At 39.2% G+C, this 20332-nt stretch carries 22 protein-coding genes and 1 pseudogene; 10 read left to right on the top strand and 13 right to left on the bottom strand.

Annotated features, from left to right (window positions below):
* Positions 1-46: 46 nt before the first annotated feature.
* Positions 47-283, top strand: a complete 237-nt coding sequence (rpmB, locus tag ACFFRD_RS28325) for a 50S ribosomal protein L28 (protein ID WP_114082227.1) — start codon at positions 47-49, stop codon at positions 281-283.
* Positions 284-452: 169 nt separating this feature from the next.
* Here the strand turns inward: rpmB and ACFFRD_RS28320 are convergent, their stop codons facing one another.
* On the bottom strand, positions 453-1100 hold the full coding sequence (locus tag ACFFRD_RS28320; protein WP_392483189.1) for a Uma2 family endonuclease: 648 nt from the start codon (positions 1098-1100) through the stop codon (positions 453-455).
* 1468 nt (positions 1101-2568) lie between these two features.
* Here ACFFRD_RS28320 and ACFFRD_RS28315 point away from each other — a divergent pair.
* Complete coding sequence (locus ACFFRD_RS28315; RefSeq protein ID WP_392478944.1) at positions 2569-3168, top strand: transposase; 600 nt, start codon at positions 2569-2571, stop codon at positions 3166-3168.
* A gap of 21 nt (positions 3169-3189) precedes the next feature.
* A complete protein-coding gene (locus ACFFRD_RS28310) occupies positions 3190-6294 on the top strand; it encodes a peptidase domain-containing ABC transporter (protein ID WP_392478943.1) in 3105 nt (1034 codons plus the stop codon).
* Here the strand turns inward: ACFFRD_RS28310 and ACFFRD_RS28305 are convergent.
* A complete protein-coding gene (locus ACFFRD_RS28305) occupies positions 6267-6449 on the bottom strand; it encodes a hypothetical protein (RefSeq protein ID WP_392478941.1) in 183 nt (60 codons plus the stop codon). The two genes, ACFFRD_RS28310 and ACFFRD_RS28305, sit on opposite strands and share 28 nt — an antisense overlap.
* Before the next feature lie 116 nt (positions 6450-6565).
* On the opposite strand from ACFFRD_RS28305, the gene ACFFRD_RS28300 reads away from it, so the two are divergent.
* Complete coding sequence (locus tag ACFFRD_RS28300) at positions 6566-8113, top strand: HlyD family efflux transporter periplasmic adaptor subunit (RefSeq protein WP_392478939.1); 1548 nt, start codon at positions 6566-6568, stop codon at positions 8111-8113.
* Between the two features lie 381 nt (positions 8114-8494).
* Positions 8495-9277, top strand: coding sequence for a peptidylprolyl isomerase (locus tag ACFFRD_RS28295; RefSeq protein ID WP_114082221.1), 783 nt, complete (start codon positions 8495-8497; stop codon positions 9275-9277).
* 165 nt (positions 9278-9442) lie between these two features.
* Here ACFFRD_RS28295 and ACFFRD_RS28290 read toward each other — a convergent pair whose 3' ends face one another.
* The 5 genes from ACFFRD_RS28290 to ACFFRD_RS28270 form a co-directional block, all read right to left on the bottom strand.
* Positions 9443-9955 carry a hypothetical protein gene (locus tag ACFFRD_RS28290; RefSeq protein WP_392478937.1) on the bottom strand — a complete coding sequence of 171 codons (513 nt, stop codon included), beginning with the start codon at positions 9953-9955 and terminating at the stop codon, positions 9443-9445.
* 723 nt (positions 9956-10678) lie between these two features.
* Entirely contained in the window at positions 10679-10840 is a 162-nt protein-coding gene (locus ACFFRD_RS28285; RefSeq protein WP_392478935.1) for a hypothetical protein, read from the bottom strand.
* A 133-nt stretch (positions 10841-10973) separates the two neighbouring features.
* Positions 10974-11267, bottom strand: coding sequence for an Asp-tRNA(Asn)/Glu-tRNA(Gln) amidotransferase subunit GatC (gatC, locus tag ACFFRD_RS28280; RefSeq protein ID WP_012409901.1), 294 nt, complete (start codon positions 11265-11267; stop codon positions 10974-10976).
* A gap of 139 nt (positions 11268-11406) precedes the next feature.
* Positions 11407-11928 carry a photosystem I assembly protein Ycf3 gene (locus ACFFRD_RS28275; protein WP_012409902.1) on the bottom strand — a complete coding sequence of 174 codons (522 nt, stop codon included), beginning with the start codon at positions 11926-11928 and terminating at the stop codon, positions 11407-11409.
* 192 nt (positions 11929-12120) lie between these two features.
* The gene (locus ACFFRD_RS28270; RefSeq protein WP_392478933.1) at positions 12121-12828 is read right to left on the bottom strand and encodes an SOS response-associated peptidase; all 708 of its coding nucleotides are present in this window, start codon (positions 12826-12828) and stop codon (positions 12121-12123) included.
* Positions 12829-13026: 198 nt separating this feature from the next.
* Here ACFFRD_RS28270 and ACFFRD_RS28265 point away from each other — a divergent pair, with 198 nt between their 5' ends.
* Positions 13027-13638: a glutathione S-transferase family protein gene (locus ACFFRD_RS28265; protein WP_392478931.1), complete on the top strand. Its 612-nt coding sequence runs from the start codon at positions 13027-13029 to the stop codon at positions 13636-13638.
* 87 nt (positions 13639-13725) lie between these two features.
* Here the strand turns inward: ACFFRD_RS28265 and ACFFRD_RS28260 are convergent, their stop codons facing one another.
* From ACFFRD_RS28260 to ACFFRD_RS28240, 5 genes and pseudogenes are all read right to left on the bottom strand, one after another.
* Complete coding sequence (locus ACFFRD_RS28260; RefSeq protein ID WP_392478929.1) at positions 13726-13956, bottom strand: DUF167 domain-containing protein; 231 nt, start codon at positions 13954-13956, stop codon at positions 13726-13728.
* Positions 13934-14350, bottom strand: coding sequence for a DUF2809 domain-containing protein (locus tag ACFFRD_RS28255; protein ID WP_392478927.1), 417 nt, complete (start codon positions 14348-14350; stop codon positions 13934-13936). The genes ACFFRD_RS28260 and ACFFRD_RS28255 overlap by 23 nt, the downstream gene beginning before the upstream one ends.
* 316 nt (positions 14351-14666) lie before the next feature.
* Positions 14667-15218 carry a DUF2231 domain-containing protein gene (locus ACFFRD_RS28250; protein ID WP_392478926.1) on the bottom strand — a complete coding sequence of 184 codons (552 nt, stop codon included), beginning with the start codon at positions 15216-15218 and terminating at the stop codon, positions 14667-14669.
* Between the two features lie 27 nt (positions 15219-15245).
* Positions 15246-16009, bottom strand: a pseudogene (locus ACFFRD_RS28245) (DUF2993 domain-containing protein).
* Between the two features lie 133 nt (positions 16010-16142).
* Positions 16143-16346 carry a hypothetical protein gene (locus ACFFRD_RS28240; protein ID WP_392478924.1) on the bottom strand — a complete coding sequence of 68 codons (204 nt, stop codon included), beginning with the start codon at positions 16344-16346 and terminating at the stop codon, positions 16143-16145.
* Positions 16347-16814: 468 nt separating this feature from the next.
* Here ACFFRD_RS28240 and ACFFRD_RS28235 point away from each other — a divergent pair, with 468 nt between their 5' ends.
* The 4 genes from ACFFRD_RS28235 to ACFFRD_RS28220 all read left to right on the top strand — a co-directional run bounded on the left by ACFFRD_RS28235 (position 16815) and on the right by ACFFRD_RS28220 (position 19499).
* Complete coding sequence (locus ACFFRD_RS28235; RefSeq protein ID WP_392478922.1) at positions 16815-17351, top strand: hypothetical protein; 537 nt, start codon at positions 16815-16817, stop codon at positions 17349-17351.
* 179 nt (positions 17352-17530) lie between these two features.
* A complete protein-coding gene (locus ACFFRD_RS28230) occupies positions 17531-17695 on the top strand; it encodes a hypothetical protein (protein WP_392478921.1) in 165 nt (54 codons plus the stop codon).
* A 29-nt stretch (positions 17696-17724) separates the two neighbouring features.
* Entirely contained in the window at positions 17725-18561 is an 837-nt protein-coding gene (locus ACFFRD_RS28225) for a protein-glutamate O-methyltransferase CheR (RefSeq protein WP_114082211.1), read from the top strand.
* 158 nt (positions 18562-18719) lie between these two features.
* Positions 18720-19499 carry a hypothetical protein gene (locus ACFFRD_RS28220; RefSeq protein WP_392478919.1) on the top strand — a complete coding sequence of 260 codons (780 nt, stop codon included), beginning with the start codon at positions 18720-18722 and terminating at the stop codon, positions 19497-19499.
* Between the two features lie 334 nt (positions 19500-19833).
* Here the strand turns inward: ACFFRD_RS28220 and ACFFRD_RS28215 are convergent, their stop codons facing one another.
* The gene (locus tag ACFFRD_RS28215; RefSeq protein ID WP_392478917.1) at positions 19834-20304 is read right to left on the bottom strand and encodes a hypothetical protein; all 471 of its coding nucleotides are present in this window, start codon (positions 20302-20304) and stop codon (positions 19834-19836) included.
* Between the last annotated feature and the right edge of the window lie 28 nt (positions 20305-20332).

Below are 20332 nucleotides of genomic sequence, written 5' to 3'. Positions count from 1 at the left end.
TAGAATGGAAAGGCTGTATTAAAATAACAATCTGGAGATACTTGCTATGTCTCGTCGCTGTGAACTAACTGGTAAGAAGGCAAATAACGCCTTTGCTGTTTCTCACTCCCACCGTCGTACAAAACGCCTTCAGCACGCCAATCTGCAAAGCAAGCGTGTTTGGTGGGCAGGCGGAAATCGCTGGGTAAAATTAAAGCTGTCCACCAAAGCAATTAAAACCCTAGAAGTTAAAGGGTTAGAAGCAATGGCGAAAGAAGCTGGTATTAACCTCAATCATTACTAAGTAATCTGGTATTTGATAACCTGAGACTATGTACGGGAGACAGGATAAGCGGCTTTGCCGCTATTCATCCTGGTTCCCTACCAAAATAGAACTGAAATTAGACGGCTCATTACCCAAAATTAATTCTGAATTACGAATTACGTTAGCGTAGCCCATTACGAATTACGAATTATCCCTGTTGTATCTGCTTTTGTACCCAAAGACGAAAAGCTTTGAATGTTGCATTTCTGCCTTCGGTTATAGTTTTCTCCAGATATTGAGTAATCGCTTCACCTAGTTTAAATTGAGGAAAATTTAGGCTTTGCTGAGACTCTACATAATGCCCATTTTCTAGAACATTAATTTGGAGCTTTCCTTTGTTAAAACGCCAAAGCTCAGGTACTTTTAAAGCTTCATAAATATTCGGATGAGTGCGAGAAGTAATGTCAACTTCTATAGCTAAATCTGGAGGGGGGTCTACTGTTAAATCTAGACGCTTCTTCCCACGAATCTTAGATTCATTTTTTATATAGAAACACTGGTCAGGTTCTATACCTTGAGCCATTACTTGGTTTTTGAAAGTTGTAGAACCAAGACTGATGAACTCAGTATTTAGCTCTTCCAGAAGCGCTTTGACTAAATCGCCAATAATTTCTTTATCATATTCATGTTCTGGCAGTGGTGCCATAATCTCCAGTATTCCCCTGTCATAAGCAATTCGTGCTACACGGTGTTCCCCTAAATCCTCTAGAATTGTTTCCAATTCTTGCCAGGTTACATCTCGCAGTAACACTCTTTGTCCTGGTGGAACATGGATGCGCTTTAATTCCAACAACATCATCTTCACTCCCAGTAGCTTATATCTAAATTTAGCTTACCTAATTCATTGCGACAATTTTTGCTTGTATCGAATTGTCGAATGCCTACACGCCGCAGCTTGTTGTCGGATATCACCTAACTCCTCATAGAAGCGTCAGCAGGGGAGCATGGTTTAAAGAAAAAACCTCTGGGGACTCCAGAGGTTTTAGTTCCTGATTTAGTTTCTATTGGTTACTACAATTTGTCCTCAGTCATTTCCAGATAGAGAAGGAAATTATTTGATTTGAAAGAAATTAAGGGTAAGCACACTCTTTAGAAGTGTCTAAATATACTAAGCCAAAAACTAATGAATGACCTTGCAAAAATATTTCTTGAACCAAAGGAAACTGTCAACTTTTTCAAAAATTTAGTAAAATCTGTCTTTAGCTAGAGCAAATTAGTCGTAAATATGTCTACAAATGCTTTTTTGCCAAACTAGAATATTTTCATACTATAGATAGATATATATATCATATATATGGCAGATAGTAAGGGATGTAGTTTTCCTACTATGGGCAGATGTAGACTTAATGTAAACTCATAAAAATCCTGTATTTTTTAGCAGACAATAAGTTAGCTATCTTGCCATTTGTTCCGATAATAAATTTTAAATGAGCAATTATTATTAAAGCGGAAACTCTATGTTAAACTCTTACTTTTTTTATTCTGATGATTTGTAATATTTTAGTGAAACTATTATCAAGTTTTGATAAATATTTTTTATTTTTTGTGAAAGCTATTGACTAGATGTAGGATTATCCTTAAATAAGTAATAGTGGATTAAGATAAAGATTGGGTAACTGTCACTTCAGCGTTGCAATTTTCTTCGAATTAGGTTCAAATTTAGGACTATCTACTGATGAGAAAGCCACTAGTTTTAGATAGTCTAAGAAGTAGATTATTATTCATACCTGACCTTGAATGTTTTTCGCTTCCCATTAACGAAACAAGATCAAATTTTTCGTTGGTAATCAAAACTTAACCTACTTAAATATTAGTAGGTTAAGCTATAAACCGTATTGTAAAACTCAGTAAAATCATCAATATAAGGGCTACCCGAAGCCTTGAAAGTGTTTACCTATTACCATCAACTAGGGGTAATGGTCTTAACCAATACCATTATTGCACCGGGCTTCAGGAAAATCTGTCAAATTTTAGCGGCTAACCAGTGATTGGTTTAATGGTGTGAAGTATTTTTATTCCAAGTGAAGACCATTAATGTCCAATTTTAATTTATTAAAACCTGAATCAAGACAGTAATATCGCTCCTAAATTATCAGAATATTAGGGGTATATATACCTGTCGCTATTTGCACACCACGTCAATATTTAATTAACCTTCTAGGCTCAATTAATTTGCAGTTGTAAATCCTGATATCTCAGGATTAAAGCAGTTGCAAAAGACACATTTGCCCACATTTTATACTTGGTAGAAACTGATAAAAATTATGTCAGAAAATTTCAGTCAAGAGAAAGCTTTTGAATGCTATGACATGCATGAGAGCAAGTTCTTAACACCTTTCCAACGGAAGGCACTGCTGAAAAACCTGCAAGCTAATTTACAACCAGAATATCGTCGGCGGATTGAAATTATGTTACTTGCTGATAAAGGTAAATCTCAAAGCCAAATCTGTGAAATCTTAAGTTGTTCCCAGGAAATGGCACGGTACTGGATTGGTGTAGCAGAAGCAGGTTTAGCACATAAATGGAATGAGCGACCGATAGGTAGACCCAAGACTGTTAACGATCAATATATTGAACGCTTGAAAGAATTGGTAAGTAATAGTCCGCGTGAATATGGTTACGCATTTAGCTGCTGGACAGCACAATGGTTAAGTAAACATTTAGCAAATGAATTTGGCATTGCAATTACCGATCGCCATGTTAATCGGCTGCTAAAAAAAATGGGACTTTCTACTAAACGCAAAAATTCTTGTCCACAAGAAACTGACAAAAATAAAGATACTGGTATTACAATCTGCGACTTGCAATCTAACTCTGAATCTAGTTTGCATTGGTCATTTAATCTAATTCAGACCAATAACTAATACTGTTTTGGAGGTTAGAAAATGCCATCAGCGTTTTCCCAGCAATATTTAGCTGAACAAATTACCCAAGTCTTGGGTAAGTCGCTGTCAAAGGAAGAACTTGATACGTGTCTTGGAGGGCTGAAGATTGTCGAACCACAAGTAGCAAAGCAGTTTTGGCAAGCAACTACAACTGACACAGGAATTTATATTGTCCTGGGTGGTAAAGTCAGGCTGCTGGATAGCTCTAACAATTTAATTACTACTCTCTTTTCTGGATCGTCATTTGGCGAGTTGACTTTATTTCCAGAAAAGGAATTTAGTCCTTATGTTGCTAGAGCTTCGGCAAACTTAAAGCTTTGCTATATCAACCAAGAGACTTTACAAGAGGTAATTCGGACATCGCTTAGTGTCCGCGATCGCCTTTTAAGACGTGCAGAGGTCTGGGATTTGCTGCTGTTATGTTGTTACAACTCCTTAATTGGGCATAATGGCACCGTTGAGGAGACGTTTAAAGCGCTATCTCTATTTGAGCGACACAATCTAGAAAGTGGTTCTTTAAGTGCCAATCTCACCAAAGATATTAAGCTTTGGTTGCTGCATCGGGGCGAACTGCTGGATTCTCATGGGCGAAGATTGACACCTGGAAACATCTACCTGAATCCTAAAGAGGGAAGTTTGCAGGTAGCACAATCAGCGATCGCTTACAGTTTGAGTAATGCGGATTGGCAAACAGCCCTACAACACTGGCCGCAATTAGCAGAGTTGATAGATTCCCAAGAGCCTCAAACTGTCCTGGAGAGTAGAGATTTGGAGCAGGGGACTAGGAAAGACTCTTCTCAATCCCCAATCCCTATTAACCCTTATCCCCAAAGGGGACACCACCTTCCCCAATCCCCAATTCCTAGCATTGAGCCAAAACAAAAGCAAAGGAGACAACGACCGTACTTTCCTAGCCCAAAGGTAAAGGCTGGGCATTGGTTGGGACGCTTGACTAAACGGTATCCGTTTTTTGAACAACAAAGCGCTTCTGACTGTGGGGCATCTTGTCTGGTGATGATTAGTCGCTATTGGGGGAAGCGCTTTAATGTCAACCGCATCCGAGATTTAACTAACGTTAGTCGTAGTGGGGCATCAATGCGAGGTTTGACAGCAGCCGCAGAAAGTATCGGCTTTGCTAGCCGTCCGGTGAAAGCTAGCTTCGATAAACTAGCCCAACAACCCCTACCTGCGATCGCTCACTGGGAAGGTAAGCACTATGTTGTCGTCTATGAAGTCAATAAAAAACGGGTGATTATTGGCGACCCCGCCATTGGTCAACGTACCCTTACCGCTAGCGAATTTAAAGCCGGTTGGACTGGTTACGCCCTGTTATTACAACCCACAGACTTACTCAAAGAAACCCAAGAAGCGACTACAGCATTTTGGCAATTTTTTGATTTAGTCAAACCTCACTCGCAAGTACTGCTAGAAGTGTTTATCGCTTCGGTGTTGATTCAGGTGTTTGGACTAGTTACACCTCTATTTACCCAGCTACTGTTAGACCGAGTAATTGTCCAGGGTAGTACCCTAACTTTAAACGCCGTTGGTTTAGGCTTACTAATTTTTGGTTTTTTCCGCGTTGCTCTGAATGGACTGCGGCAATATCTACTAGATCACACAGCCAATCGTCTGTCACTAACACTGCTGGTAGGTTTTATTAAGCATACCTTTCGCTTGCCCCTAGCTTTTTTTGAGTCGCGGTACGTTGGCGATATTGTCTCTCGCGTCCAAGAAAATCAAAAAATTCAGCGCTTTCTAACTGGAGAAGCACTATCTATTGGTTTGGATTTGATGACAGTATTTGTCTATGTGGCATTGATGTTTTGGTATAGCTGGCAAATGGCATTGTTCAGTTTAGCGATCGTCCCGCCTTTTGTATTATTGGCGCTGGTCGCTACACCTTTTTTGCGCCGCATTAGCCGCGAAGTTTTTAATGCTTCAGCTAAAGAGAACAGTTATTTGATTCAATCCCTCACGGGTATTCGCTCAGTTCGCTCAATGGCAATTGAGCAAACAGTCCGATGGCATTGGGAAGAACTGCTGAATAATGTCATTAAAAAGACCTTTAGCGGCCAGGTAATTAGTAACCAACTACAAATTTTCAGTTCTAGTATCGAATCACTAGTTACTACAGGATTACTCTGGTTTGGTGCATGGCAGGTAATTCAAAATCAACTAACCATTGGACAATTAATTGCCTTCAATATGTTGTTAGGAAACGTCATTCGACCTTTCCAACGACTCGTTGTCCTGTGGAATCAGTTGCAAGAAGTGATCATTTCCACTGAGCGAATTAATGATGTTTTAGAAGCCGAGCCAGAAGAAGATTTACAATTTCAACCCCGTCAGACTTTAAGTAGTTTACGCGGTCATATTGTATTTGAAAATGTGACTTTTCGTTATCATCCAGAAAGTGATATTAATGTGTTAGAAAACCTCAGTTTTGAAATCAAACCTGAGCAAACTATAGCGGTTGTGGGGCGTAGTGGTTCTGGAAAAACAACCCTCTCCAAACTGATTTTAGGGCTATATCTGCCGACGGATGGCAAAATTTTGATTGATGGTCAAGATTTGACTAATATTTCTCTGCGATCGCTCCGCTCCCAAATTGGCGTTGTAGATCAAGATACCTTTTTGTTTGGCGGTACGATTCAGGAGAATATCAGCATTGCTCATCCAGAAGTTTCGCAAGAAGAAATTATTGAAGCGGCGCGGCTAGCAGGAGCAGATGAGTTTATTAAGCTAATGCCAATGGGCTACGAAACCCAAATTGGTGAAGGTGGCGGTATGTTATCCGGTGGACAACGCCAACGCCTAGCGATCGCTCGTGCTTTGTTAGGAAACCCCTGCTTCTTGATATTCGATGAAGCAACCAGTCACTTAGACGCTGAATCTGAGCGGATTATTCAGCACAACCTGACAAAAATTCTTCAAGGACGCACAAGTTTAATTATTGCTCATCGTCTCTCTACAGTGCGTAATGCTGACTTAATTTTGGTTTTGGATCGGGGCATTTTGGTCGAAAGCGGCACTCATGAGCAATTAATCGCTAAAAAAGGACATTATTTTTATCTCAATCAGCAACAACTAGCGCAAACAGGTTGAAAGGTAATCAAAAATAGGGGATGAAGGAAATTAGATACTCGTTCATCCACCTTTGAACCGGATTCATCCACCTCAAATACTCGTTCATCCACCTTTGAACTGGATTCATCCACCTCAGATACTCGTTCATCCACCTTTGAACTGGATTCATCCACCTCAAATACTCATTCATCCACCTTTGAACTGGATTCATCCACCTCAGATACTCAAAATCCCCAATCCAGCCCTAATTACAAATTAGCCTGTCCCTAATCCCCAACGTCCAATTCTTATGCCAAACCCATCTAATAATTCATCATCCGCCTTCGCTATCCCAAAACCAACTGAATTTCACCTGGTGGAAAACACAAATGCCATCTTTCACCCTCAGACACAAAAAACATCTGAAGCAAATGATTGGTTTTATGGCACCGAGGAACTACTAGATGCCTTACCAAAACTCTGGACGCGCTCCCTATTGTATTTACTGGTAGGCTTTGCTGGAATCATCTTACCTTGGGCAATGCTTTCTAAAGTTGATGAAACAGGGAGTGCTAGAGGACGCATGGAACCTGAAGGAGCAACCCAAAAATTAGATAGTCCAGTTACTAGTAGCATTACCGCCGTCAATGTCAAAGAAGGCTCAACTGTAAAAGCAGGACAGATTTTAGTTCAATTAGAGTCCGATGTGCTGCGAACGGATTTGCAGCAGGTACAGACAAAACTGGAAGGTTTATTGAATCGGCGATCGCAACTGGATCTCCTGAAAAACCAAATTATCTTGACGATTAACATCCAAGAGCAACAAAATAAATCCCAAGAATTAGAAAAACTTGCTCAAGTTAGTCAGGCACAGCAAAATCTTGATGCTAAACAGAGTACCTATAACTCACAAAGACTAGAAAAATTGGCTTTAGTGCAACAAGCTAGCCAGAATATCAGTTCTACCCAAATTGCTCAAAAGTTAGCGAAGAGTCGTTTCAGCCGAGATGTCACAGAAGTTGCGCGTTATCGCCAGCTTTTGCGGCAAGGTGCAATTCCCCAAATCAAAGTTGTGGAATTAGAAAAGATTGCAGAAGAAAGTCAACGCTTACAGGAACAAGCAAAATCTGATATCACACAAGCACAGTTGCGCTTAAAAGAAGAACTTAACCGCTATCAGTCGTTGATGAGTCAAGCCCTTTCAGATATTCAGCAGGCAAAACTTAGTCTGCAAGAACAGCAAAGCAGCTATCGCAGTGTAGTGCAAGCAGGTAGACTAGCGGTGCTGAAAAATCAGGAACAGCTTAAAGATTTACAAGGACAAATTACTAACCTGCAATCAGAAATTGCTCAAACAGGAAGCCAGATTACATCTTTACAGCTACAGATGCAACAACGAATAGTGCGATCGCCTATTGATGGCACAGTTTTCGAATTGCCTATCCACAAACCAGGATCTGTAGTAGAACCAGGACAGATGCTTGCCCAAATTGCGCCCAACAATACTCCTTTGATTCTCAAAGCGCAGATGCCTAGCCAACAAAGCGGTTTTTTAAAGGTAGGAATGCCAGTTAAAATCAAATTTGATGCTTATCCCTTCCAAGATTATGGGGTAGTGCAAGGCCGCGTTAGCTGGATTTCGCCTAACTCGAAAGTTCAAACCGCTAATCAAGGTAACATCGAAACCTATGAATTGGAAATCTCCCTACTTCAGCCTTATATCCAAACTGCCAACAAACGTATCCCTCTAACACCAGGTCAAACTGCAAGTGCAGAAGTGATTATCCGCCAACGCCGGATCGTAGATTTTATTTTAGATCCGTTTAAGAAGTTACAACAAGGTGGTTTGGAGCTTTAGAAATTTGCCAACTTACAGCAATTTTCAGGTAATTAAACCGTAGCTTAGAGTATGAACAACAAGATCCCCGACTTCTTAAAAAAGTCGGGGTGAGCCTCATGGTTCAATTTCTATCAAGCATTACTAACTTGTATGTGAAAAATTATTTTATTTTGATTTTTAATTACTTGTATTTTTTACTGGTATTTATAATCTTAATGCAAAAATATTAATTTTATAAAAAGATTTTCACAATCGCACAAAATTAAATATTAAGGCTACTATTAGACAGAGGCAATAAATAATTAAATCTGAAAAATATAGTATAGATGTAATTAATATTGTCCGATTAATCCTGATAATATCCTAATGATTTAGGTTAGCCATTGGAGGAATTAAATGATGTCAAATGTATTGACTGTTTCTCCTGATGATATTCTTGACCACATAAAGCTTGCTTGCCAAATCCCTAATGTATTAGAGTCGATCGCAACCAGAAAAATTATTGAACAGGAAGCGAAAAAGGCAGGTATTCAAATTGGTTTAGAAGAACTGCAACGCGCAGCAGATAGCCTGCGTTTAGCCAATCAACTGCTCAAAGCAGAAGACACCTGGGCGTGGTTAGAAAAATATCATCTTTCTTTAGACGACTTTGAAGCAATAGCCGAAAACAACCTTCTCTCAGCCAAATTAGCAAATCATTTATTTGCAGACAAAGCTGAACAATTTTTTTATGCACACCAACTCGATTACATTGCAGCAGTCACTTATGAAGTTGTATTAGATGATGAAGATTTAGCGCTAGAACTATTTTATGCGCTGCAAGAAGGGGAAATTAGTTTTCAACAAATCGCCCGTCAATACATCCAAAATACCGAAATACGCCGGGCTGGAGGATATCAAGGAATACGTCTACGCACTGATTTTAGACCGGAGATTGCAGCAGCCATCTTTGCTGCTAATCCCCCACAAATTCTCAAGCCAATAACTACTCCCAAAGGAGTGCATATAATTGCAGTTGAGGAAATCATTAAACCTCAATTAGACGAACAAAGACGACTGAAAATCATTGGAGACTTGTTTACTAATTGGTTAAAGTCACAAACTGCTGCTATGGAAATAGTCACAAAGCTCACAAAGGATACTAGTTCTAAAGTATCTAAAGATGTTTTAATACAGGCTTAAGACCATTACCATCATTTGTGGTGGCTTTAGCGCTTTTCTGGTTGCAGCCAATCTCTTACGCAACGCAACCATGCCACTGTTCTAAGATAGGATTGCTACAAGTATTGACGTTAGGGGAGAGGTGACAGCTAATAGAGAATAATCTGTACCCAATCCCCTTAAATATCAGTGTTTAATTTCCAAATTAAGTATGTAGCATCCTAACTGGACTTTTTCTGCCCACAATTCATATTCCAGACGCATAAGCTCTGGTAAAGGATGTCCGTTGAGAGTTAGGCTACTAGTAAAATTTCGTAACCGAATAGGGTCGTTAGGTTGCAACGACTCAGTTGGCAACCAATAGCGACTAATACCATAAACGCCCTGTTCCCAAAAGTGACGGTAACTCACTTGAGCGTTACCTTGCATAGTCATGATGACTCGATAAGGGGAAATCTCTAGCCACAAAATTCTCGGACTGTTAGGGGCGTAAGCTTTGCTCTTCCTTTGGGGAAGCGTATCCTCTGGACTTACGACACTCTCGACTTCACAGCTTATTAGGGGCGGTGCAGTTAGCAGCAAATGGAATCTATCAGTATCTTTTTGATACAATGTCGCAGCAGTTTCGACAACAGACCAGATTGGTAGGTCAGTAGAAATAAGTGATAAGCACACGGGCTTGCGGTGATGAGTCAGCATGGGAGCGATAAGGGCTAAAAGCTATTGAACAAAGTGAAATGAACACTCTAGCTGTCTAATAAATCAGGATAAGGAACTAAATAGTAAAACAGGCTTAATATTAATGAATCCGCTAATTTGTTATTAAGCTACATAAATCCGCATATAAACGGGTGTAATGTCAGCTTAGAAAGCAAAATCGGTACTTTTTCTAGAGACAGCTAATTCGTAAGCAAAGCTTGTAAATATTCTAAGGCTATAGCCTTAAAAGAGTGAGAGTCGTTTTGGATGCTAAGAAACCTTCTTGAGGGAGACTTCCCGTAGCTTGAAGTAAGTTTCATACAGCACAAGGTGATAGGATACTGGCAATAAGTCACCAGCAGTAAAAAACAAAGTCCCTGCTGAACTCTCGATGTATTCAAAAGCCAGTTTATCCTAATATCGGCTTCTGTTATAACCCAGAGACGGAACTTCAAAATGTAGTATGTATTTATTTTACAAAAATACCTTAAATGTTTATCGAACGCATTAAGTATTTATACTTAATGTAGTCTGGATTTGAGGTTAACAAACAACATTGCAGCCATAGCTAACTACTCGAAATTTATCTAGAATCTATTACAAAAAATATTATTTAGGGAAAGTTAATATTCCTATACTTAAAGGTATTAATTTATCTATCAAAGACGGAATCGCACAGAAAAATCACTGATAAGGGTGAGATTACTGCAACAGAACGAATCTTTAACCACCCAAATCAACTTTCTGAAGGTCAGTCAATAAGCTGACTTTAGTTATAACAGATGAACCGACGGTTGCATTAGATAGCAAAATATCCCAAGAAGTGATGAATTTGCTATCAGAATTGAACGAGCAGTGAATGACTATTGTGATAGTAACTGACAAACAAAATATTGCAGATCAAACAAAACAACTGATTTATGTCCAGGATGGTTTAATTGTCTCTTGATTACCCAGATATAAAATAACTAATCTAGATTTTTTTGCAATTATTTTCTCTGCTCAACAGTCTTGCTACTTACTCATTGCTGTTAAGAATTTTTGGAACTTTGAAAAATTCGCCTTCCTGTTCAGGCGCACTGTTAAGAATACTTTCACGATTAGCATAGGGTTGCAATTCATCCTCTCGTGTGATATTGCTAACATCAATTGCCCGTGTTGTTGGGGGTACATTACTGACATCCAGCTCATCTAACTGTTGAATATAATCCAGAATACTTCCCAATTGGGTAGTAAATTGTTCCTCTTCTTCTGGAGTCAACTCTAAACGAGCCAGATTAGCTACTTTATGAACTTGTTCTTGGTCAATCATAAATTGTTATTTGTCATTGATCATTTTTCATTTTTAATTGGTGAGCCAGCGCGGTCTTGGGGGTTTCCCCCGTGAGTGACTGGCGAACCCGTAAGGGTCATTAGTCCTTAGCAAGTGACAAAGAACTAATGACTAATGACTAAAAGAATACGTCAATCTGCGATCGCCCGGTGGTTTTCAACCAGTTTTGGGCTTCGATGTAGTTATTGGGAGCCATGCGAATAGCTCGAATCCAATAGTCTGCGGCTTGGTCAAAAAGTGCTTCGCCAGCCTCGTTATCTCCAGCTTCTTTTTCCTTTTCGCCTTGGTAGTGATAAATCACGGCGATATTGTTCAAGGCTTGGGGTAGGCGTGGGTTTAACTCAATTGCCTGGTGATACAGTTCTAAAGCTTTGTTGTGGTCGCCGTTGCTGGCATAGATTAGCCCCATATTGTAGAGAATATAACCGCGATCGTTGGTATCTTCCTCTAGTGTTAAAGCTTCTTCATAGTACTCCAATGCTTCAGCATATTCCCCTTCTGCTTGGGCCGACATGCCATCTCGATAATAAACAAACGCTTCTTTAGCTTTTTTGTTAGTTGGCAGGATCTTCAAGATGATATCTGCCATCACTGTAAAGGATTTGTCAACAAAATTATCGTTTTTTTGTGTTCTTGGCATATTTGTCTCTGGGTATTACTAGGTATGGGGCATGGGGCATGAGGCATTGGGCTAGGCACAAGAGGTAGAGGTGCAAAGGGACAGAGAGGAAAAACTTACTGCAACTTCTCCTCTGCTCCCCTGCTCCTCTGCTCCCTGCTCCTTCATCTCCCTCATCTTCCTCATCTCCCAATCCCTTAGCACGCTCAATAGTTAATTTAACTGATTTGTGGGGGCGTTCTCCTCTCTGAGTGGGATGATGCACTCTGGGCTATTATGCCGAGAGTTGTTTACCAAGGTGCTAACTGGATACGCAATCATTGCTGGCGCTGGATAGGGACGCAATAGCTGCTGTAGGGTTTGGGGCGTTTGGACTAGAGAATCTAGCCATAAATCGTAATCTTTTGGCTCTAGAATCACTGGCATCCGGTCGTGGATAGGTTGAAGTAATTCGTTTGCTGCCGTTGTCAAAATTGTACAAGAAATTATTTCTTCGTTAGCAGGTGAACGCCATTTCTCCCATAAACCGGCAAAGCCGAAGGGTTGCCCATCTTCAAGACGAAAATAAAACGGCTGCTTTTTACTTTTACCTTGTTGACGTTGCCACTCATAAAAGCCATCAGCTAACACTAAACAGCGACGATGTTTAAAAGCCGAACGAAAAGCTGGTTTTTCAGCAACAGTTTCTGCCCTAGCATTAATCAACTTTGCTCCCATTCCTGCATCTTTTGCCCATGAGGGAATTAATCCCCAATGCAACTGCTGAAATTCACGCTTTTCGCTTTCGGGGTTTTGTAACACAGTTGCCACCATTTGGGTAGGCGCGATATTAAAATTGGCTGCTAAATCTAGAACTGGCTCGACATGGAAAACTTGGGCTAAAGCTTCTACTGACTGGTTTAGAGTAAATCTTCCACACATACTTTTATTCCCAACCATTAACTAAATTAAATATTTCAATCTAGAAATCAATAATATTTTTTTTATTTTTTCAGATAATTTTATCTAGTACTCAAAAGCTAAATTTTAAAAGAAATTATCCGGTTTTGGGAAAATATTTTGGTAAGATATTGTATTTTAAGCCTTCACTTATCAACATATTGATAACTGTATTTTAGCATGGAACTACTGCGTTTGTACGATTTTTTACCTTCCGGTAATGGCTATAAGATACGTCTTTTATTCACACAACTAGGTATGCCTTTTGAAAGAGTAGAGCTTAATATTTTGAAAGGCGAGACTCGAACACCAGAATTTTTAAGTAAAAATCCTAACGGAAAGATACCTATTCTAGAAATTGAGCCAGGGCAATACTTAGCAGAATCAAATGCCATATTGGTATATCTGAGTGAAGGGACAGAATTTTTGCCTTATGACCGCTTTTTAAGAGCGCAAGTGCTGCAATGGTTATTTTTTGAACAGTATAGCCATGAACCTTTTATTGCCACATCAAGATTTTGGATTTCTATTTTAGGTAAAACTGAAGAATATAGTGAAGCTATCAAGGAAAAACGCGAACCAGGTTATGCAGCACTTAGCTTGATGGAAAAACATTTAACCTCTAACACTTTTTTTGTGGGAGAGCGTTACACGATTGCTGATATTGCCTTGTTTGCTTACACTCATGTAGCTGACGAAGGTGGGTTCGATTTAACACCATTTTCTGCTATTCAAGCTTGGATAGAAAAAGTCAAAGCTCAACCAAGATATATCAGCATTACAGAAGTATAAAAAGTTGATGTTACAAGTTTAAATCTCTCATTTATTGCCTCTGGTAGGGGTTATATTGGCAAAGAGGTAAAGTTTTTCAAGAAGACATTACTCAGTATCTGTATCAATTTCTATCAGCTTTTGCCGAGAGGATAAACCCGACTTGATTCTGATATCAGATTTGGCTACATCAAATTTCTTTGCTAGGAGTTTAATTAACTCTTCATTAGCCTTACCATCAACTGGAGGCGATTTTAAATATACAGTCAGACTACCATCAGGTTGTTCCTCAATTTTTTGCTGTTTTGAATTAGGTTTAACTTTGACTTTTTTTTGCATAACCCATTTTATATAATTGTCGCAGCCATAACCAACCTGCAATACAACCCAATGCGTAATGAGGAAAATCCCACCATACAAAAGTAGTACCAAGTAATAATTTACCTATCAAGGTGGCACGAATTTCATTTAATAGTGGCGGATGCCAAAGTTGTAAGAATTCTAGTATACAGGTGATGACAAAAACCCATATAGGAATTTTGATTATGACCGCCCGACTTCTGAACAACCAAAAAGCAAATAGACACCAAAATATTTCATAAAGTATATCTCCTCCGTAGTCATTAAACCACTGATGACCAGGCCCACTGTAAAACTTAGAAAAAAGGCCCATCGGTACAACGATGAGCATAGAAATAATAATAAATATTGTTTGTTTACGAGATTCGAGCATTTTATGAAGGCTAAAGACTAAGGAAAATTTTAGCCTCTACACTGCTCTTTCTTAAGAATTCCTAATTTTGTATTTTATTAATAGTACTTACATAAAACTACACGCTGTAGGGGAAATACCCTGCGGGTGACGCTCGTACCTATTTACAAGACGCTGCGCGTAGCTTGCTTCCCCACAAGGGTATGCTACCGCTACGCTAACGCTACTTCCTTTATGCCGGAGAACCTATACACCGGAATGGCTCACCGCTTTGCGCCTACATGAATTGCCCTAAGAAGAACATCTTTCTTTTCGGCTATTGTTTGCATAAGTCTTGTTAGGGATATCTTCTGCTACCAGCGCCCACTACACCGATTTTGTGGCGATAGGAGAGTTCGGCACCGAACCAGCCGGAAGCGCTGGTCAGCGTACCAACAACGAGCGAAATTAACAGTCCCCAGGGAACTATTCGGGATTCAGCGTCGCCCCAACGTAGGAGGAAGTTGACGAGTGATAAAACTAGGATAGAAACGTTAAGGATCAAATGCACCCAACCGGCGGTGCGCTTGCGAACTCGTTCAATTTTCAAAAAGTCGCTCAAACCGATCGCAGCAGCAAGTAAACCTCCAGCTAATCCCAGTCCGATTAACCATAGCGAAGCCCTAGCCCAAAAGTAATCACCAGTTAACCAGTAGCCGATGTCACTTCCCAAGGCGGCGGCTAAAAAGGCGATGGGAAAGATCACACTCAGGGGATGTAGGGGATGTCCTGCGATCGCAACTGTGCTAGGTACGCCAGTATCCCGATATTCACTATCATTACTTTCAATAACTGGTGGAATATTAGGAAAAGGTGTTGAACTTGTTTGCGTTGTTTCTGTACTTTCCATTATTTGGTATCCTCAATTAATTAGTTTTTAAGCAGAAGGGATTTGTTCAATATAAGCTTCAGCTTTTAGAGTTAGCTTGCCTACATCTGCTCTTAGTTGCCTAACTTGTAGATTCATTCCCTCTAAATCAAAATTACTCAGATTCAAAATCTCGCTAGTTTCATCTATCAAAGCTTTTGTCAAATCTGGCGATATTTCTTCACTTTTACCATACTCAACATTTTCTTTTCACCATACTCAACATTTTCTAGAGAAACTGTTTTCCCATTAGGGCTTATCTGAGGGATCGCAGAAAAAGCAACTTGGTGATTCTCACCTGTTTCTACTAATTTTATACTGGCATTTAGTACTATTTTTCCATCGCCAGGTAATCGAAACTCTACATTTTGTGGTTCAATAGCCGTCAATTGCCCGTTAACATGGATTTTTTGACTTTGCAGCTGCGATCGCACATATTCTGAGTTAAAGGCTCGATTGATATCAGCTTCGGTTAACACAACCTGGGCATTAGCTTCAGTAGCTTGGGTAAGTTCGATTTTTCCGAAAGCCACACTCAGAGGATTGATGGCAACGTCAGTCATTTGCATTTTTAATTCCTCCATACGGAGGTCTTTTTGCATTACTAAACCTTCGCCTTCAACGCTGACTGAATCTACCTGTCCCTGAACGAGTTTCAACGGGTCTGTTTTAATGTTTACATCTAAGTTCTCGGCTTCATCTAATTGGCTAGATAAGCCTATCTCTGCGGCTTTATTTAGCGCCTGTTCTTCTAATCCAGAACTTTCTGGCATTATTAAATTAACTCCCATAAATAGCTAAATAGCATATCCTTGAATTAATTTAATAAATTCAGATCATATTTTTATCTATCTGGCGAGGTAATATGATTTAAATGTTATCTATCTAAAAGTATAAGAACATAATTTATAGTAATTTTAAACAATTTTTGATTTGGAAAATATTCATATTTAATTGGTATACGTTTTCCTCATATTTATCATATTTTGTTAAAATATAGGTGAAAATAAGCACAAGATTTTCACCAATTAATATTGCTTTAGCTGGATATTGAGTAATTAAACCATCCTGACAACAAGCTTTAGCTTGCTGATTTTTACGATCAATCAACCATCCTACTAATTAAATACCATTATTAATATATTCTTCCATCTTGACTTTGAATTTTGCCGAGTTGTCATTTTTAGAAAGAATTTCAATTATAAAATTAAGTGCTAAGTTAATGAATTTATCTTCTTGCTGATACAAACTATTCTGGAAAGCGTCATTTAGCGGAAAAATCAGCATCAAGCGAAGCAATCTGACAAGTCATAACAAGCTTGATAGATATTTCCATTTTTAGGCTGAGATTCTCTCCTTTTTCCCTCTCCTGCTCTGCGTTCTCTGTGTCTCTGCGGTTTGTTATAAAAAGAAGTCTATAAAAGATTCATAGGAACTAGACAAATAGCTTTTTTCCAGAGACGATATAGTGATATATCTCACAAACAACTTTTAGCTCTTACATTCTCTCTCTAGATAAAACATCTTTCCCTCGGTAGATAGGTGTACTGACTTTATTATGGCTGCTATGTTACCAATATGACGATAGTAAGACAAAACGCCCTAAATACAACCGTAAATCCTTCAGTAAACAGTCCAGAAACATTGGCAGAAAAGGTTATTGAAGCAGAGCGGATGCACGACGTTCTACTTTTGCTGCAAAACTTGATTAATAGTGAAGAAGCCACTGTCAAACTAATTCTGGATTGTCTCTATGATGTTGGTTCAGTCAATCTGATCAACCAAAAGCTTCGTATGAAGCCTCTAAACAGGGTAATGAAATTAATTGCCCGAATGTCTAAACCAGTTTTTAGAACTTTAGCTTTCAATTGGTTTAAGAAAAACTGTCCGCAACTGATTACTAATTGGCTACACACCCAGGTAACTTTTAGAATTACCCAAAACATACCTCAACAAGTAGCTGTTGAAGTTGCAGAACTACAACCATATCCCTTATCACCGACAGAAAATCTTAGCCAAGAGATTAAAAATCTGCGTTCTCAGGTTAGATGGCTAGCTGGGATTTCAATAATAGCGATCGCTGTTTTAGCAGTGACAGCAATTAAGTTAAACTGAAACCCATAATTAGCACCATTATCAAATTTAATAGATCCAGCAAGCTATTTTAGGCGTAAGATACACTTGAGTTCTAAAAACTCTAGCAGCCTAGAATGTGAATAATTTTTGATCCATAAGGCGTTTTGGAAAACAGTTGTTTGATTAACTCCAAGCACCTTAACCTGGATTTTTCACAAGTGAGAAATCCAAGGGGTGTGGGAGGTGTGGGAAGTGTGGGAGGATGGGGAAGAAGTCTTACCCCCCACACTCCCCACACTCCCCACACTCCTCTTCCCCCTCTGCCTACACTATGCGTGAGAAATCCAGGTTTAACTTTTTGTATTGCCAGCATATTTAAATAGCTGGTTCAGCATATATGCTAATTCGTACTATGACTTTGCCCAAACCTACCTTGGAGGATATCGAAATACATCTTCTCTTGGAAGGGGTATATCAGTATTACGGCTATGACTTCCGCGATTATGCTCTTTCCTCACTCAAGCGCCGCATTCAAAGCTTCATGCAATTGGAGGGGTTAGCTAATATTTCTGCTTTGCAAGAGCGTTTACTCCACAACCGTGCTTATTTAGAACGATTTTTGCTTGCTCTGACGGTGAATGTAACATCAATGTTTCGCGATCCGAGCTTTTATAACACCTTCAGAAATCAAGTTGTCCCCTTCTTACAAACCTATCCGTTTATTCGCATCTGGCACGCTGGATGTTCTACGGGTGAAGAAGTCTACTCAATGGCAATTCTACTACAAGAAGAAGGACTTTATCACCGTTGTCGGATATATGCAACTGATACTAATGAAAAGGTATTACAAAATGCTAGAAGTGGTATTTTTTCTCTAAAACTGATGCAGGAATATACTCATCTTTACCTGAAAGCAGGCGGCAAGAAGTCGTTTTCAGAATATTATACCGCAGCTTATGACAATGCTATTTTTCGCTCATCTCTCAGAGAAAATGTTGTGTTTGCCCAGCATAATTTAGCAACTGACAGTTCTTTTAATGAATTTAATGTTATTCTTTGTCGTAATGTACTGATCTATTTCAATCAAGCACTTCAAAAGCGGGTACATCAACTATTTTATAATAGCCTCTGCACCTTTGGAATTTTGGGTTTAGGAAAACAAGAATCTATCAGGTTCACCTCTTATGAACAGCACTATGAAGAGATAGTCAAAGGTGAGAAACTATATAAGAAAATAGCTGGTGCTTAACATTCAAGCTGTTTGTAGCTACTAAAAATTTTGATCTTAGAATAAAGTTGCAATTCTGTCAAAAGACAGTCTGTAAAACATTTTTAATTGTGTTCAGAAGATACACTTAGCGATGGCTTAAGGTAAATTACACATTAAAGTCTTAAAGGAGATTGTCGATGCAGCTTCTCGAATGTCCTCCTGTTGCAGTCATTGCTGGAGAAAATGCGGTACACGTTTCTCAATTACCTTCTACATGGCAAGACATTGCTAGAGGAAACACGAGTGTCGGACTTTCCCATCCCCAAAGCTATGTTGAGATGGCGCAGTTGTTCCTATATAAATTACAGCATGGTGACGTTGACTTATTTAGCGATCGCCCCCAACTAGCTCACTTGATACCCTCATTCTCTCAGCTTTTTGCACAACTAGCATGGGAAACCCTAGAGTTTTTTGGGCAAGACTTTCTCAAAGACAGCTATCCGAACTTTGCAGAAATTCTCCGTAATGTGGAGTCAAAGGGGGCAGGTTATGCTGATGAAGTAAAAGTGGCTCACATTGGCATCGATTTATTCAACGAATTTGGTTATGAACTACCCGCCAGTTTCTATCATGTGCATCTAGCACCCATTTACCGCGATCATGTTTTTGAAGAACGTGCCTTAAGATTTGACCCCCGCGATATCGAACACAAACGTTCTTGGGATGCCATACTCCATGCAGGTAAGGTGTTTGCGATTCAGATGAAGGTGCAAAGTATTGCTTCTAAATACGGTTTTACTTATCAACACGGCTGCGGTTGCAACTCTCATCTGTCTTCCATTGATGTATCTAGTGGCGCGTTTGAATATGAATTGAGTCCCGAAAAGCGCCAGCGATGGATTCGCAGTTTTATTTGGACTGCTTGGTATGAGTATGCCTTTTTTGCGATCGTGCCAAATACGAGTTATTTAATTTAATCTTTCCACAGCGCCCAGGAGCCTTGTCATTACCCTAACTTACCAAAGCTAGAGCTTCTTTTCCATTCGGCAGGGGAATTTGATTCTCCTGCTAATACCTAAACTCTAATTTATCCATTTTTTGCAACGCTCAAGCTGATGCTAAAATCTTTATGATAAGGTAGTTTGAATTTTTCGATTTTACAAAAATTATTGAAATCGAAAAAGCATTTGTCTGACAAGGTGAAATTTTTGCCAAGCAAGAAAGCTTATGATTGGCAAACTCTACTCATACTTCTCTCAAGCCTACAAGAATCTGATTAAATTCAGATGTGTGAATCAGATGTGTTTTAGCTTATTCAAATTTAAGCTTGTCTAAATTCAAGTAAATAGTTGATGCCTTAACGTTAACCAAGTTTCCACTACGAAATGAAAACTTTTTTCCAATCACATCTTCTGTGAGTGGTGCTTTTTCCCAAGGCTTTTCGGCTATCCATACTATTCTAACTCGACGTGTCCACATATCATCTATGCATTTAGCCTCATAAGGTTCATCTACTATTTCAACTACATGAGTCGCACGATGACCGAAAAAGTGATTATTTTGACATAAGAGTATGAGATCGCCTTTTATAGCTTTTTTGGCATCTAGTTTCTTACGTTTTATTTTGTCCTGTTTCGTTAATTTTCCACTCTTTTCATTTATTACCCATCCTAAATCAAATTCCTTGTCATCCTGATAATGAGACCATTCTGTTCGTTTGGAACCAATATGATTGATTAGCTTGAGATATTTAATAGTTAGATGATTGTACTGTGATACCATATATAATTTCCTTAAAAAATCACAAAAA

The organism is Nostoc sp. C110, from assembly GCF_043099725.1.
GTDB classification, from domain to species: Bacteria; Cyanobacteriota; Cyanobacteriia; order Cyanobacteriales; family Nostocaceae; genus Nostoc; species Nostoc muscorum_A.
The sequence above is the reverse complement of the archived record's forward strand: the minus strand, read 5'-3'. Positions and strand labels throughout refer to the sequence as shown.

Coding starts and splice junctions, on each gene's coding strand:
- rpmB (WP_114082227.1), top strand. CDS start 47: ATGTCTCGTCGCTGTGAACTAACTGGTAAGAAGGCAAATAACGCCTTT.
- ACFFRD_RS28320 (WP_392483189.1), bottom strand. CDS start 1,100: ATGTTGTTGGAATTAAAGCGCATCCATGTTCCACCAGGACAAAGAGTG.
- ACFFRD_RS28315 (WP_392478944.1), top strand. CDS start 2,569: ATGTCAGAAAATTTCAGTCAAGAGAAAGCTTTTGAATGCTATGACATG.
- ACFFRD_RS28310 (WP_392478943.1), top strand. CDS start 3,190: ATGCCATCAGCGTTTTCCCAGCAATATTTAGCTGAACAAATTACCCAA.
- ACFFRD_RS28300 (WP_392478939.1), top strand. CDS start 6,566: ATGCCAAACCCATCTAATAATTCATCATCCGCCTTCGCTATCCCAAAA.
- ACFFRD_RS28295 (WP_114082221.1), top strand. CDS start 8,495: ATGTCAAATGTATTGACTGTTTCTCCTGATGATATTCTTGACCACATA.
- ACFFRD_RS28290 (WP_392478937.1), bottom strand. CDS start 9,955: ATGCTGACTCATCACCGCAAGCCCGTGTGCTTATCACTTATTTCTACT.
- gatC (WP_012409901.1), bottom strand. CDS start 11,267: ATGATTGACCAAGAACAAGTTCATAAAGTAGCTAATCTGGCTCGTTTA.
- ACFFRD_RS28275 (WP_012409902.1), bottom strand. CDS start 11,928: ATGCCAAGAACACAAAAAAACGATAATTTTGTTGACAAATCCTTTACA.
- ACFFRD_RS28270 (WP_392478933.1), bottom strand. CDS start 12,828: ATGTGTGGAAGATTTACTCTAAACCAGTCAGTAGAAGCTTTAGCCCAA.
- ACFFRD_RS28265 (WP_392478931.1), top strand. CDS start 13,027: ATGGAACTACTGCGTTTGTACGATTTTTTACCTTCCGGTAATGGCTAT.
- ACFFRD_RS28260 (WP_392478929.1), bottom strand. CDS start 13,956: ATGCAAAAAAAAGTCAAAGTTAAACCTAATTCAAAACAGCAAAAAATT.
- ACFFRD_RS28255 (WP_392478927.1), bottom strand. CDS start 14,350: ATGCTCGAATCTCGTAAACAAACAATATTTATTATTATTTCTATGCTC.
- ACFFRD_RS28250 (WP_392478926.1), bottom strand. CDS start 15,218: ATGGAAAGTACAGAAACAACGCAAACAAGTTCAACACCTTTTCCTAAT.
- ACFFRD_RS28235 (WP_392478922.1), top strand. CDS start 16,815: ATGACGATAGTAAGACAAAACGCCCTAAATACAACCGTAAATCCTTCA.
- ACFFRD_RS28225 (WP_114082211.1), top strand. CDS start 17,725: ATGACTTTGCCCAAACCTACCTTGGAGGATATCGAAATACATCTTCTC.
- ACFFRD_RS28220 (WP_392478919.1), top strand. CDS start 18,720: ATGCAGCTTCTCGAATGTCCTCCTGTTGCAGTCATTGCTGGAGAAAAT.
- ACFFRD_RS28215 (WP_392478917.1), bottom strand. CDS start 20,304: ATGGTATCACAGTACAATCATCTAACTATTAAATATCTCAAGCTAATC.